Genomic DNA, 15,004 nt, shown 5'->3' with positions numbered 1-15,004 from the left:
CTGAGGCAGTCCGCTCTTTTTACAAAAGCCATTGTCTAGCAGGTATTCGCCTTTCTTGGCCTTACGTTATATCTCCCCTACAATTCCAGCCGTGTTTTCCACATTCCTTGTCCTATGTTTTCTTGCCACTACACATAAGTAGATTGAGACCAAAATGTCCAAAACGATACAATAACTAAGAATACCTGTAATCACAGCCGCAACTATAGATATCTTTTTCTCTCTAAGGAGACATATTATGGTGCCTATCTGAATTGTACCTGTCATCAGCATTATTGAAAAAAGATATGCATAAACAACTGCACTTGCCATCCAGCCATATATCGGTATGATAAGTCCAATCGCCATTAACACGCACATTTCTACACAGGCATAGATTGGAACAAGCTTCATTACTATTGAATAAATAGTAGTTTCGCTGCCTGTATGTTTTCCTATGATACACAATATAAGATGCCAAATGACTACTATGACAGATAGTATGAGCGATAAAAGAATCACCGATGTGAACCAATCCGGGTAAGAGGATACCTCATATGATATCCTGCTCTGACAGTAGTACCATACATAGCTGTATACGATGACCGGTAAAAACTTTAAAAATCTTAATATTCTCATCATTTCCATATGTCTTTGCCCCTTTGGAAAGCCTCCAGTTTCATGAGTTTCTGCTCATATAGTCTTTTTAGCTGAGGTATTCTTATTTGCCGTTCAAACATATCTTTTTCATATATATCAAAATTCATGCAGGCTTTCTCCAAATCAACAGCCTGCCTGTCCTGAACATATGACAGTAATTTGCTTTCCATTGCTATAAAGGAGTGCGTTTTTATTGAAGACAACTTTACATGCTCAAGCTCAGTATATGGAATATTGTAAAACATGGAATTTCCGGAATCGTAAATCGGGGCAAATCCCATGAATTCCAAGGTGTCCGGGTTACGAACGACTGAAATATTGTTCATGTGCCTGTCCGTATTGGATATAAGATAATCTGTCATAATCTCATAGTCCATAAACCGGGTGAACTCTTCATCACTGATTCCAATACTTATACATACCTTTTTGAGTGGATAGTATAGGGATTCATTCTGCTTGATTTTTATTGTTTGCAGTAGCTCCCAGGCGCTTATGCACTCCAGATTTTCGCTGCAAAAATCATAAGACATGCATCCGATACCTTCTATCCCTCCCTCCACATCAACGGTAGAAAGAATATATTCTGTATAATTGCTAAAGCCTTGCTTGCGATGAAGGTCAGTTGCAAAAATCTCATTTAAACTCTGCTGATAAGAACTACCATAGTTTCCTTTGACCATATATCTGCGTCCGGCATCATCAATGCACCATTTCTTTTGTAATTCTCCTTGAGACGCTGCACATTTGAACCGTGTTTTCCTGCGAAGATCTATAACATGATCCTTGTTTATCGTTAGTTCTCCAAAGGTATCCACAAAGTCATTTGTGAACAGGTTTACCTCTTCCCACGACAGATCTTCACCACGTGGCTTTATCCAGTAACAATCTGACAGGCTGAGCGCAAGATTATCCACTAATGCACTATTAGTAGATTCATATCCCAGCTTTTGAAGCGCAGATTTAGCACCATTTCTGGTCTTGGGAATAGCACGGTCTTTCCACCATTCATGGAATCGCATGTCATTCAGCCTGCCGCCCAATGGAAAATGATCTATTTGTGCTTCATTTTTCTTATAATTCCCAAGTTTGCCATCCTCAGAAATCTCCATCAGACATACCGGTATGTTTTTGTGCATAAGATAGTATTCGTTACCAATTTTTTTCACTTATTAACTCCATATAATATCTTCGTTCTTGTCATATTCGCAATCCTGCTCGAATCTCCCACGTACATCATAAAAAGAATCAAACATGTCTTTAACATACAAGCGGAGATTCTCTCTCTTGACCCCTTCGAGAGAAACTCCTATTTGTATCGTGTTACCAAGAGAATCGCTAATACTGTTAGCACTCTTATCATAGAAATATCTATCGCCACTTGCTGTCTGAATGATTTCTGAATACTTTTCCGGCATTGGTAAGAGCATTGATATCATATTCATGATATATGGAGCAGGTCTGGATTCACCCTGTTCCCATTTTCTCAGTGTACTCACAGGAATGCCAAACTTAGCAGCAAAAGCCTTTTGTGTAAGACCGGTATTTTCTCTTAATTCTTTTATTGTTACAGCCATATTATTGCCTCATCAGTTCGTTTAAACTTGTATCCACATTGGATAGTATTATTATATTAGTAACCATATTAGATATCTATATAAAAATAGTACCCAATTAGGGTACTATTGTCAAGCCGCAGGTCTTTATTCCATATATTAGTTCCTTCCACTTTTTTATTCTTCATCCCTGATTTTATCAAGTGCTTCACTTATTATTTTCGAATCATGCCTGAATATCAGCGTGGTTCCTGCCCATGCACCGAAATATATGATGACATAGATCACAGAAGTTACGATGAAACCTGATGTTCCTCTGTACCAGTGACACAGGTATCCAAATCCCATTATAACAAAATATAACAGCACAAAGTGCAGGATCAAGCTAACCCAACCTCTTACTTTGGACTGTTCATTTTTCTCATCAAAATCATACAAAAAGAAAACAGTTACAACGCTGCACATAAAACTTGCCAGCACAATTGATCCCGGAATATACCAATCGAAGGTGTAATCATATTTTTTCATAGCCAAAAGGCCATAAATGCTTACATAACAGAGCACCATAAAACTCACCATCATGGTCTGTTCGATTATTATTTTTATTCTATTCATATCACAGTCCCAACCTTTTCTTCATCTCTTTTACATAACTTCTGGTGATTATGACAATTTCTCCGTTTAAAAGGACAGCCTGCATTCTTGCGTTGCTCTCCGCTTTTACACTTTTTATTTTCCTGATATTGCAAAGCATGGATTTTGAACATCTGAAAAATCTGAAATCGAGGTTCTTTTCTATCTCATAAAGTCTCGATCGTATCTCAAGACAGTTGTCCTTTGTATATGCAAAACATTTATCATCAACGGTTTCAATATAGTATATCTTAGAAATCGGACAGGGAATGCTTTCGCCATCCCTGTATCCGACTATTATCTGCTCCCCATTTTCGAGAAGACCTATTGCGGTATCTATCGCAGAAGAACGCTCACAGGCATTTATTACTGCGTATTCATCCTCTCCCGGTATAATCTTATTGAACCTGACCTTCAAAACTTTTCCCCTTTAGTTTTTGTTGTATGTTTTTGGATAAATGAATCTGATTGCAAATATAGAAACAACTGTAATAATTATTATGTAAAATACAGTCTTATTCAACTCCCAATTTCCGCCAAATACCTTCGAGTTAAAAGAGAATATTTCCTTCATTGATCTCAAAAATTCTCCGTTATCAAGTCCACCAATACATTCATCCATGTGCTTTAAAACGCCGCCTGTGAGATAATTCCTGATAAGTATGGATATTCCTGTGGAAGGGACCAGATTACACACATTCTGAATGTTCTCATTAAACTCTGAAAGCGGGATGTACGCTCCGACTACAAAGCCTGATACAGCTGACAATATTCCCATAAAAGCACTGCAGGTACTCATATTTTTAAAGAACATCATAAAGAACATTAATACAGCAGTTGATGATATTGTGCCAAGCAAGACTATTCCCATCAGTTTAAAAATATCCGCCGATTCAAAATACATACCCCCATTTACAGTAAGTACACCTATTCCCAAAAACATCACAGTTACTACCTGCAAAAACGAAGTCATTACAGCTGCAAAAAAGTAGGACATGATTATTTCCGATCTCTTTACAGGTGTGGCACTCATATCAAAGAAAGTCTTATCTTCTCTGTCTTTTACCATTACTTCAAGTGCATTGTAAGGTATAGTAAGAAGTGCCGTACTCATGATTCCTGTAAGAAGAAGCCCGTTTACAAACCTGTCGATATCATCTTTTGATACAAGTTCTCCAAGCTCTGATACTGCTTTTTCAATAGGCGAAACCAATGTATTCTTTAGGAAAAGAATATACAAAGCAAGTATTATCAGCGGTGTCAGCATTGAAAAAAAGATCGATCCTTTGTTTGTAAAAAATACCAACATATTTCTCTTAATAAGTCCCCATATACCTCTTAACTTTTTCATTTTCAGCTCACCATTTCCTTTCCTGTCAGTCTTAAAAATACGTCGTCCATTGTGCCCTTAATTATCTCGAAATCCTTAATGCGATCTTTGTTTTTCCAGACAAAATCAGTTATGCCTTCGTCCATTGAAATGCTGTAATGGTCGGCCTCATACCTGTACTGCAATACATCGGCATTTTCAATTATTTTTCTGTTATCATCGTTTGCCTGGGTGTACCAGATCAGCTTTTTAGCGGTGTATCTGCTCCTTAATTCTGCCGGAGTTCCTTCCGCTATAATGTTTCCTTTGTCCATGATCACTACGTTGCCAGCTCCTGTTGTTTCCTCCATATAATGCGTTGTAAGGAAAATCGTGAGTTTTTCTTTTTCCCGCAGATGATTTATATAATCCCAAACCATTTTTCGTGACATCGGGTCAAGACCTGTGGTGGGCTCATCCAAAAACAGGATTCCCGGCTTATGTATCAGTGCTCTTGCAATATCTATTCGCCTTCTCTGTCCTCCTGAAAGCTTCTCGTACTTTTGATTCCAGATTTCTTCCAAGTTAAACTCCTCCCAGAAGTCCCTTAGCCTATTCATTATTTCATCCTTACTGTATCCGTAATATGCGCCTCTTGTGAGCAGATTCTGTTTTACTGTAAGCTTGCTGTCCAAAACGGAATTCTGAAAAACGATTCCAATCTCTTTTCTTATTTCATCATCATTTTTTCCGAGCTCATGCCCCATCACGAAGGCTTCTCCCGATGTTTTGGGAAGGATTGTGCTAAGCATGTTTATTGTCGTTGATTTACCTGCACCGTTTTCACCCAGAAAAGCAAATAACTCACCCTGATTTACAGAAAATGAAATATTGTTTACGGCAGTAAGATCACCGTAACTTTTCTGCAGATTTCTTACTTCAATTGCTTTGTTCATACTGTACCTCTTTCCTCTGATTTATTATCCTAATCAGGTATCCTTTTTCTTCCCAAAAGTGTTTGTTGCTACTGTAGTTCTTTCTTACGAAATTGATATTATCGCATTTGAGACATAAAAAAAGCGTAACTGCGGTGAGTTACACTTTTCATAGGGTGAAATGCAATTTCTTGCCTCAATTTTCCATGGTTATTTCCATTGTCTACTTTAGGGGAATCATATCACAAAACTTGTGTCAGGTCTTTGTAATATCATGTAATTGGGCTAAAAGCTCAGGTTGAGCTCTCAACCTTAAATATACTCGACAATTGTGTTATACAGCCTTCTGGATTCAATCGGCTTTACAAGGTGAGCATTCATCCCGGCCTTGATGCTCTGTTCGTAATCTTCGTGGAAAGCATTCACTGTCATAGCTATGATTGGAATACTCCTGGATGAAGGAATTGTTGTATTCTCTCTTATCTGTCTTGCTACGGATAATCCGTCTATATCAGGCATTACAATATCAAGCAGTATAATATCAAATTTACCATGTTCCGTCCTGTATGTATGTAGCGCCTCCCTGCCATCACGTACCGTAACTACTTCCGCGCCTTTCTGTCTAAGAAGCCTGTCTACAATCTCAAGATTGATCTCATCATCATCTGCAACAAGAATTCTTTTATGTGAAAAGTCGAAGTTGCGATTAATCAAAGCAGCATACTCTCCAGCCGATACCATAGAGAAACGGATCGTTAACTGTATACTTGCTCCCTCTTCAGGATCAGAGGTGGCTTTAATAGTGTCCGCTCCCAATTCATGCGCATAATATCTAATGATAGTAATAGTTGGATCCATAGTTTCCAAAAAGGAATACGTATCATATTCAACAGCTTCAAACTCATCCCTTAAAGCCTGCAGCTTACTGCTTGTAATTGTTGTATCTTCCCCATAGGCTTTAAAACTTATATCAATATAATTGTTGACGTTGCCTACATTTTCTACTTCCAGATTAACAACACCCTTATTGGACATCATCTCTGTAACCACTCTTATCATCTTACGGAGAATACGAAAAAGAATTAAATAATCTGTACTGATGTAACAGTTCTTAAGCTTCTTTTTCTCTATGACAAGCTCTATTCCCACCGGACTTAAAAAATTAGCAACATCCTTTTTCAATGAATCCAGTAATGCATCCATATCAACAAATTCCGGATGCAATCTTACATGGTTCAACGTAATTTGACGCATTGCCATAACATCATCAATAGATGCATTCATCAAATGGCTTGCACGGTTTATCTGATCCAGGTAATGTTTTGTGGCTACTTCATCATAACCACTCTCTTTTGCCAAATTTGAAAACTCAATGATAGAATACAGTGGTCCTCTGACACTTCTGTTCATCTGCTCAATTAAGGAATTGCTATTTTTTAACTTATGTTCTGTATCAATAAGTTTGTCAATTAGCTTCTTATCATCAATATCGTCCATGTTTTTTCTCTTTTCTATGGAAAAATGTCTGAAAACTTGAGATAATAATATCATATATTCTAATAAAAATGGGTGAATTAAATATAAAATTATTATGCTGAGCATAGAAAGGCACTATATGTATAACACTCAGGAGATTTCTGTCAATATTCAACCGCACTGTGTAGTAGGAATTGGAGCTTCAGCCGGTGGACTTGAAGCTCTTCAGCAATTTCTGACTTTTCTTCCATCCAATACCGGCATGGCTTTTGTTATAATCCAGCATCTGGCTCCCAATCACAAAAGTATGCTTGTTGACATACTTGGAAAATATAATTCAATGCCTATAAAGGAAATAGAGGACGGAATGCAGGTCGAAAGAAACCACATATATATGATTCCGCCCAAATACAACGTAGTAATCCATAACAATGTCTTGAGTCTCAAGGAGCAAAACCCCCAGGAGATAAGCCACCCTATCGACATCTTCTTCCGCTCTCTTGCCAATGCCTATGAAAACCGTTCCGTTGCTGTCATTCTTTCAGGAACAGGTTCTGACGGAACAAATGGTATCAGGGCCATCAAAGAACAAAATGGTATGATTATTGTTCAAAGCCCTGAGTCTGCCAAGTTCGATGGCATGCCAAGAAATGCAATAAGTACAGGTTTTGTGGACCTTATGTTAAAACCGGATTCCATTGCCAGAGAACTTGCGCATATTGCCAAATCTGTGGTAGACGCGGAAACACAGCTAGGCGTCACCGATGATGACCTTCTCTCCAAGGTTTTTTCAATATTAAAAAATGTCACCAATATAAACTACGCTTACTATAAGCAGACAACCATCCTTCGAAGAATAGAAAGAAGACTTGTAGTAACACATAATCGTAACCTTCGGGAATACGTCAACTACATGACTACAAACCCGGAGGAAGCAAAAATCCTTGCGAAGGAGGTTCTGATTGGTGTCACATCATTTTTTCGTGACCCTGACTACTTCGAAGTATTAAAAGAGAATGTCATCAAAAAGTTGATCACAAGATCTCATTCCGACGATGAACTGCGCGTCTGGGTTGCCGGCTGCTCAACAGGTGAAGAAGCCTACTCTATTGCTATTCTGTTTGCCGAAGCCATGGAAGAGCTTTCAACACACAGAAGCGTAAAGATATTTGCAACAGACCTTGATCCTGACTCAATAAGCACTGCTGTCCGCGGAATTTACGGAAACAACATAATTGAGGATGTGTCTGTCGCAAGACTCTCCAAATTTTTTACACGAAAAGGGAACAAATATGTAATTCATCATGACATAAGAAAGATGATCATCTTTGCCCAACACAACGTATTCCAGGATCCTCCTTTCGGAAAACTGGATTTAATCTGCTGCAGAAACGTACTTATATATTTCCAGGCTGTTCTGCAACGGAATCTTTTTGCTATTTTTCACATGGCTCTTTCCGACAGGGGATATCTGTTCCTTGGTCGTTCAGAATCAGTTATAGACTATGCGGATGTATTCCGTGTTGTGTGCGCTGATGAAAAGATTTTCATACACTATGCAGAGGGGAATGCACCCGTTCACGAGCAATTTGCCTATTCAATGAGCAATATCGAAACCCCTATTGAGCCCATCAATGTTTCTGGAATTGACGATGAAGATACCACCAGTTACAAGGCGCACGAGCTCGACACCTCTGTTCTTGAAGCGCTTATGCCCGCGACTGTTCTTGTTAATGAAAAGAACGAGCTTGTAAGAAGTTATGGTGACTGTTCAAGGCTCATCTCACTTCCTACAGGCCAAGTTACTTTGGATATTTTCCAGCTCATCAGGGCTGATATTAAAATTGCGCTCTCAACTGCACTTAAAGAAGCCAGAATTACTGGCGAACGCAAAGCATACTCAGATATTCCTGTTGAAATTGATGGTAAAGCAGAATTTGTTTCAATTGTTGCATATCCTATCTCGGATAATCATGGTGATAAAACAGATTTTACTGCAGTTTCATTTATACGCAGACGCGAACTTGCAAATATCGATATGCAGAAATATAAGGTTGATTTTGCGGCATCCCAGCGTATATCAGATCTCGAACAGGAACTAAAGGCAACCAAAAACTCGCTGCGCCAGACCGTAACAGAGCTGGAATCAACTAACGCCGAGCTCCAGGCCGCCAACGAGGAGCTTCTTACCGCTAACGAAGAACTTCAGTCAAGTAACGAAGAGCTTCAGTCAGTTAATGAAGAATTATATACTGTAAATTCCGAATATCAAACCAAGGTTACAGAGCTAGCCGTTGCAAACAACGATATCTCGAACTTTTTGTCCTCCACCCTTGTTGGAATACTTATGGTGGACAAGGATCTGAACATAAGAAAATATACGGAATACATCTCATCCGAATTCAGTATTGCAGATCAGGATGTAGGTAGATCACTTCGCTACATTGGCTTTAACTTTACCACAATAGATCTTCTTGAACTATGTCGTGTAGTTCTTAATACCATGGAACCAGTAGAACAACGATGTGCATCCGTTGCAGGAAAAACCTATCTTATCCGCATTGCACCTTACCACGAAATCAATGGAACTGAAGAATCCGGTATCTCACCCAACGATAAAAAACGGGCACTCAAAGGACTGGTTCTTACTTTTGTTGATACTACAAAGCAAATCGATGATCAGGAGCAGATTGATGAAATGGGTAAAGCCCTTCGCGCTGCGGTAAAATCAAGTCGCGAAAAAGAGACCTTCCTTTCACAGATGTCTCACGATATGAGAACTCCTCTCACTGCTATCTTTGGACTTACACAGCTTTCACTTCAGGAGGATTCCATAACACCTGCACTTAAGGATAATCTTGATAAGATTATGACTTCCAGCCAATATCTTTTGACACTTATCGAGGAAATTCTGGAGACAAGCAAGATTAACGCAGGAAAAATAGTTTCCATAAGTTCGGCTGTCCGCGAGGAAAATCTTATAACTTCAATTTCAACTATGACAGCCGAGCAAGCTCGTGAAGCAGGCCTTAATTTTGAATATAAGATAAATGGTTCAAAGGATCGTTATGTCCTTATGGACACCAAGCATGTGGAGAGATCCATCCTGAACCTTCTTTCAAATAGTATTAAATTTACTCCAAAAGGCGGCAGGATAATCTTTACAACAAATGTAACCTATACTGATACATCTTCTGTTCATACATACACTATCAGAGACACAGGTATCGGAATAAGTGATGATTTCCAACAGCGTATGTTTATGCCCTTCGAACAGGATCGTGGTACAGATGATCCATACCAGGAAGGGACAGGACTCGGTCTTTACATATGCAAAAATCTCGTAGAACTCATGGGTGGAACCATCTCCTGCACTAGTCACGTAGGCGTGGGAACCGAGTTTACCATAGTTCTTACATATCCTCTCGCAACAGATGAGCAGATATCACTGCATACGCATCAATCTGAAGAATACGAGGATCAGATTCTCTACGGAAAAACCATTCTTCTTGCTGAAGATAACACAATAAATGCGGAAGTCATTATTAAACTGTTAAAAACAAAGGGAATTCATACAGAAGTAGCCAGAGATGGACAGGAAGCCATTGATATGTTCAAAGGACGTGATCCTTACCATTATCAGGCCCTTTTAATGGATCTTATGATGCCTGTCAAGACGGGTCTTGATGCGGCAAAAGAGATTCGAAGCCTTTCTACGCCTGATGCAGCTGTTATTCCAATCTTTGCGCTTACTGCAGATATGGCTAACGATGTAGAAAGCCGCTGCCAGAATGCAGGTATCGATCTGATACTGGAAAAGCCAATTGACCAAAACAGACTGTTTGCAAGCCTTGCCAAGGCTATCCAGAAGCAGCTCGATAAGGCCTGACACTTTACGCATTTTTCTAGGAGATATTGTATGGACAATAAGCAAATTGAAGCACTTAACTTATGGGGAGCGGATTCAGAATCAGCAATAAAAAGGATGCTTGGCGACGAAGTCTTCTACCTCAGTCTTGTTGATGCTTTTGTATCAAATAATGATTGGAATGATATGTGTAAATTAATTGAGAAAAAACAATACAGGGATGCCTTTGTCATATCTCACAGAATGAAAGGCTCCTGTGTCGATCTCTCGTTGACGCCGCTTTTCAAAGCTATGTGCGAACTTACAGATGATCTGCGCTACGAAGAAATACGTCCAACGCTGGAAAGCGACCTTGAGGCAGCACAAAAGCTCAGAGACTCTTTAATCAAAGCCTTACATTTAGAATGATTTATTTTCTGTTAGTTATAAAAAGCCTGTCACCTTTACAGAACTTGTGATATGTATAAGTGACAGGCATTTTTTCCGATTTTAACGTACAAATATATGAACCACTATGAAAACAGCCAGATATGCGATGTTCACAAGAGTGAAGGTCAGCAGATATTTGCCTGTTTTTTCTTTGTAATCATTGGTATATGCCTTAAAAGAAATCAGGCTGGCCATTGATGCGATAAGAGTTCCAAGACCTCCTACATTTACACCTGCAAGAAGCTCTTTGTAGTCTCCTGCAAAATCCGTAAGAAGCAATGTCGCAGGCACATTACTGATAAACTGGCTTGTTATAACAGATGTTATGAATTCTTTTCCCTGAACAAGATTCTGCAGAATATCGCGGATCTGAGGGATTTTTCCTATGTTTCCTGTAAAAATGAAGAATCCTATAAAGGTAAGAAGCAGGATGTAGTCTGCTCTCAGCAGAATTTTTCCATCAAGGATTGCCACGGTAACCAGGATGATACCCGCCATGATCTGCCATGGAATTATTCTAAGTACCGTAAGAAGTGCAACTACAAACAGGATGGAGTATATGACCACCTGCCCGGTGCTTCCGAAGCTTTTTACTATGTGGTAAGTGTCTGTCCTGTCACCAAGACCTTCCTTTTTTCCTGGAATGAACAGCACGGATATCATAAGAAGAACCAGCGCCAGTATCGAATACGGCAGCATACATCCGATGAACTGCGCCATGCTCATGCCTGTAACTCCGTACAGATAGAGATTCTGAGGGTTTCCGATGGGAGTAAGCATACTTCCAAGGTTGGCTGCCACGGTCTGCAACACTACCACAGGGATCATCATATCTTCTCTTTTGCAGTTGTGAAGTGTCATAAGTGCGAAGGGCACGAAGGTGATCAGCGCCACATCATTTGTGATAAGCATGCTTCCGAAGAAACACATGAGGATGAGGATTACCGCTACCTGCCATCCTTTTGAAACCTTTTTGAGAAGAATTTCTCCTATTTTTTCAAAAATGGAGTTCTCCCTGAAACCCTGGACCACGATCATCAGTCCCCATAGGATGCCCAGCGACCTGAAATCTATATAACCGAGATAATCTTTTCCCGGGTGCACGAAAAAAGCTGAGATCACGGCGAGAAGCCATGCTGCCGCAAGGACAGGATCAGATTTTAACTTGCTTATTATTTTTTTCATTACTACTATCCCCTTTGATATAATCATTGGAATTCCAGGCCCAGATAAGCTCCATGGCCATGAAAATCCAAATAGATGGCTCACACCATATTACAGCATTATACCCGAAACTGGGAATAAGTAGTATCACAAACATAACTTTTCCGCAAAGTTCTATTACGCTGGAGATCACAGCAACGATCTTGTAACCGATTCCCTGCAGGGAGTTTCGGTTGAAATTGATGATGCCAAGAACACACAGAAATGGTCCAAGGACATAGAGATATTTTGCGCCGTTTTGGATCACTACAGGGTTATCAGATCCGGAAATCAGCCTTATAAGAAAAGGAGCTGTTGTCCAGAGAATAAGCGCCATTACGGCTGCTCCTATGAAGAAAAAGATGTAGCACTCCTTCATGGCTTTTAGAATCCTATCCTTGTTGTCTGCACCTTTGTTTTGGGACACGAAAACGGATACGGCCACCGGCACGGAAATAAATGGCAGAGCAGCCAGACCCATTATTTTCCTTGCTGCTACATGGGCTGCAATAATCTGGGTTCCAATTCCGTTTATGCCTGACTGGAGAATGACAGAGCTGATGCTGACTATTGAAGACATGAACATCATGGCAATTCCCTGCCCTGCCAGGTCCTTTATCAGTTCCGGTTCTGTCTTGAAATGCTCCGGTCCCGGAATGAGGATTTTTACTTTTTTCAGAAGATAAATCAGGCACAATATGGCTGAAAATGCCTGTGATATGACTGTTGCTATTGCTGCGCCGTCCACGCCCATTTTGAGAATGGCGATGAAGCTGTAATCAAGGATCACGTTAAGGACAGATGAAATTATAAGGAAAATCAGCGGCATCACTGAATTACCGATGGAGCGCAATATCCCTGAGAAGAAATTGTATGCAAATGTCACAAACAGGAACGCTGTGACGATTCTGATATATAAAAGTGCATCAGCGTAGATTTCATCAGGTGTGTTGATGGCATGAAGTAGATAGGGCATTCCGATCATACCAAGCAGTGTGAAAGCAAACACCATCACAAAGCCCAGCTTTAATGAGCCCGCAACCGCTCTTTTTATAAGATTCTCATCCTTCGAGCCGTAGGCTCTCGCTATAACTATTCCAAAACCACCGCAGGATCCGGTGGCAAAATATACTATAAGCTCAAAAACCGAAGCCACTGAGCCAATCGCCGCAAGGGCATTCTCACCAAGAACATTGCCCACTATCGCCGTATCCACCGCATTGTACAGCTGCTGAAAAAGCATGGACACAACGATTGGCACTGCGAATATTATGATAGATTTCATTATCGGGCCATTCAGCAGATCAATCTGGCCAAGGGTTTTCTCTTCAGACATTGGATTCTCCGGTAGTTTGCGAATTTAATCGTTTCCTATTTGATAGTTTACGCCCTTTTGGTGAAAAAATAAAATAGTAAAAGCTGCTCAAATGAAACCATTTACACGCCTCTTTGTCTGGCAACGCTAATTACACTCGAATTGACTGCTTCCTGTTTTACATAATCTGCCAAATAAGGAATGCAAAACATTACCTTACCACGTTCCGGAGCTGCAATAATATTCTCCTTTAAAATCATCTGTTTTATCTATATGGTAATGATATTTTATGTTATATCTAAAATTTTATATTGATTCTGTAAAATCTGTCTAATCTGTTATTTCTGTCTTATCTGTTACTAATATTTAAATCTGTAATGTAACACATATTCGTTGTCCCCATATAATTTCTAATCTTTTCAGAGGTTTGGCAAAATCTTAAATTTCTATAAATTCTCATAAATGCAAAGTGATGATTTTTGGTCGAGTTTTATAAACATTTAATTCATTTGCGCTACTTGCTCGCTGTCTTCTTTACGGGGATAAATAGAGCTTTCCTGCCTTATCCCCGTAATCTGAGCCGCATTTCCTGCCTTTCCTACGGGGATGAATAGTGTTTTCCCACTCCATCCCCGTAATCTGAGCCGCTTTTCCTGCCTTTCCTACGGGGATGAATAGCATTTTCCCTAACCATTCACGTAATCCTGAACCATTTTCCCGCCATTCTTACGGGGATGAATAGCATTTTCCCTAACCATTCACGTAATCCTGAATCATTTTCCCGCCATTCTTACGGGGATGGATAGCATTTTCCCTAACCATCCACGTTATCCTGAGCCATTTTCCCTGTTATTCTACGAGGATGAATAGCATTTCCACTAATCACAAATAGTATTATCCATAAAGCTCCTCTGACAATATGCCGATCATCCCTGAAACAACAGTACCGTTTACCAGATCCACGGTATCAACTTGTGCTTTACCCGCTTCCTGTAATCGGAATATCCCGCAAGTCCTTGTTCAAGTACCTGTTCTTCATTGCGGATGCGTTTCGCGATGATCGGGATATATACAAGCATGATAACAAAAGATATAACCGATCCAAGTACAAGCGGCATTGATAAAAACAAAAGAAGGGTGCTCGAGTACATCGGATGTCTGACAATCCCATAAAGGCCGGTATCTATCACCTTTTGGTTTTCCTGCACCTCGACAATTCTGGAAAGGTAAGCGTTTTCCCTAAGAACCTCCGCATAAATCAAATAGCCAAGCAGAAACACTGCGGTTGCGGCATAGGCGATCCAATTTGGTAAAACGATCCAGCCAAACCGGAAATTTAACCCTGCTACGACAAAAGCGGCAAAAAACATCAGTCCGCTCAATACGATGACCGTTTTCTGCTCAGATTGCTCTTCTTTTGCGTTCAGCCGTTTTTGTAACAGTTCCGGGCTTTTCTTCATCATGACAAATCCCGCTACGATCATGGGAACAAACAAAACTGCCATCAGAAGCCATCCGTTCCAATAGGAAAAAGATCCCGCGGGTATAAACAGAAGAATACCCATCAGGAGCACCCCCGAGATCACTTTTATGATTGCCTGTGCAAATAATTTACCGTTCATACTATCTCCTTTTCTCATACCG

General features: G+C 40.0%; 13 protein-coding genes. 2 read left to right on the top strand and 11 right to left on the bottom strand.

Features of this window, described 5'->3' with window-relative positions; translation table 11 throughout:
- Positions 1-66: 66 nt before the first annotated feature.
- From G603_RS0112380 to G603_RS0112345, 8 genes are all read right to left on the bottom strand, one after another.
- Positions 67-621 (bottom strand): hypothetical protein, encoded by a 555-nt coding sequence (locus G603_RS0112380; RefSeq protein ID WP_155832672.1) that lies wholly within the window; start codon positions 619-621, stop codon positions 67-69.
- Positions 618-1,805 carry a hypothetical protein gene (locus G603_RS0112375; RefSeq protein ID WP_026525219.1) on the bottom strand — a complete coding sequence of 396 codons (1,188 nt, stop codon included), beginning with the start codon at positions 1,803-1,805 and terminating at the stop codon, positions 618-620. The genes G603_RS0112380 and G603_RS0112375 overlap by 4 nt, the downstream gene beginning before the upstream one ends.
- A gap of 3 nt (positions 1,806-1,808) precedes the next feature.
- The gene (locus tag G603_RS0112370) at positions 1,809-2,213 is read right to left on the bottom strand and encodes a helix-turn-helix domain-containing protein (protein WP_026495573.1); all 405 of its coding nucleotides are present in this window, start codon (positions 2,211-2,213) and stop codon (positions 1,809-1,811) included.
- A 156-nt stretch (positions 2,214-2,369) separates the two neighbouring features.
- Entirely contained in the window at positions 2,370-2,807 is a 438-nt protein-coding gene (locus G603_RS0112365) for a DUF3021 family protein (RefSeq protein ID WP_026670421.1), read from the bottom strand.
- Between the two features lies 1 nt (position 2,808).
- Positions 2,809-3,243: a LytTR family DNA-binding domain-containing protein gene (locus G603_RS0112360; protein ID WP_026525221.1), complete on the bottom strand. Its 435-nt coding sequence runs from the start codon at positions 3,241-3,243 to the stop codon at positions 2,809-2,811.
- A gap of 12 nt (positions 3,244-3,255) precedes the next feature.
- Positions 3,256-4,176 carry an ABC transporter permease gene (locus G603_RS0112355; protein ID WP_035793096.1) on the bottom strand — a complete coding sequence of 307 codons (921 nt, stop codon included), beginning with the start codon at positions 4,174-4,176 and terminating at the stop codon, positions 3,256-3,258.
- Positions 4,177-4,178: 2 nt separating this feature from the next.
- Complete coding sequence (locus G603_RS0112350; RefSeq protein ID WP_026525223.1) at positions 4,179-5,090, bottom strand: ABC transporter ATP-binding protein; 912 nt, start codon at positions 5,088-5,090, stop codon at positions 4,179-4,181.
- 291 nt (positions 5,091-5,381) lie between these two features.
- The gene (locus tag G603_RS0112345; protein WP_026670419.1) at positions 5,382-6,566 is read right to left on the bottom strand and encodes a response regulator; all 1,185 of its coding nucleotides are present in this window, start codon (positions 6,564-6,566) and stop codon (positions 5,382-5,384) included.
- A gap of 118 nt (positions 6,567-6,684) precedes the next feature.
- On the opposite strand from G603_RS0112345, the gene G603_RS21580 reads away from it, so the two are divergent.
- Complete coding sequence (locus G603_RS21580; RefSeq protein WP_051207806.1) at positions 6,685-10,434, top strand: chemotaxis protein CheB; 3,750 nt, start codon at positions 6,685-6,687, stop codon at positions 10,432-10,434.
- A gap of 30 nt (positions 10,435-10,464) precedes the next feature.
- The gene (locus tag G603_RS0112335) at positions 10,465-10,821 is read left to right on the top strand and encodes a hypothetical protein (RefSeq protein WP_026525225.1); all 357 of its coding nucleotides are present in this window, start codon (positions 10,465-10,467) and stop codon (positions 10,819-10,821) included.
- 81 nt (positions 10,822-10,902) lie between these two features.
- On the opposite strand, the gene G603_RS0112330 is transcribed toward G603_RS0112335, so the two are convergent.
- The 3 genes from G603_RS0112330 to G603_RS0112320 all read right to left on the bottom strand — a co-directional run bounded on the left by G603_RS0112330 (position 10,903) and on the right by G603_RS0112320 (position 14,982).
- The gene (locus tag G603_RS0112330) at positions 10,903-12,027 is read right to left on the bottom strand and encodes an SLC13 family permease (RefSeq protein ID WP_026525226.1); all 1,125 of its coding nucleotides are present in this window, start codon (positions 12,025-12,027) and stop codon (positions 10,903-10,905) included.
- A complete protein-coding gene (locus tag G603_RS0112325) occupies positions 11,996-13,381 on the bottom strand; it encodes an MATE family efflux transporter (protein ID WP_026670418.1) in 1,386 nt (461 codons plus the stop codon). The genes G603_RS0112330 and G603_RS0112325 overlap by 32 nt, the downstream gene beginning before the upstream one ends.
- 929 nt (positions 13,382-14,310) lie before the next feature.
- Complete coding sequence (locus tag G603_RS0112320) at positions 14,311-14,982, bottom strand: methyltransferase family protein (RefSeq protein WP_026670417.1); 672 nt, start codon at positions 14,980-14,982, stop codon at positions 14,311-14,313.
- Between the last annotated feature and the right edge of the window lie 22 nt (positions 14,983-15,004).

It is taken from the genome of Butyrivibrio sp. AE3006 (genome assembly GCF_000424165.1).
Taxonomy (GTDB): domain Bacteria; phylum Bacillota; class Clostridia; order Lachnospirales; family Lachnospiraceae; genus Butyrivibrio.
The sequence above is the reverse complement of the archived record's forward strand: the minus strand, read 5'-3'. Positions and strand labels throughout refer to the sequence as shown.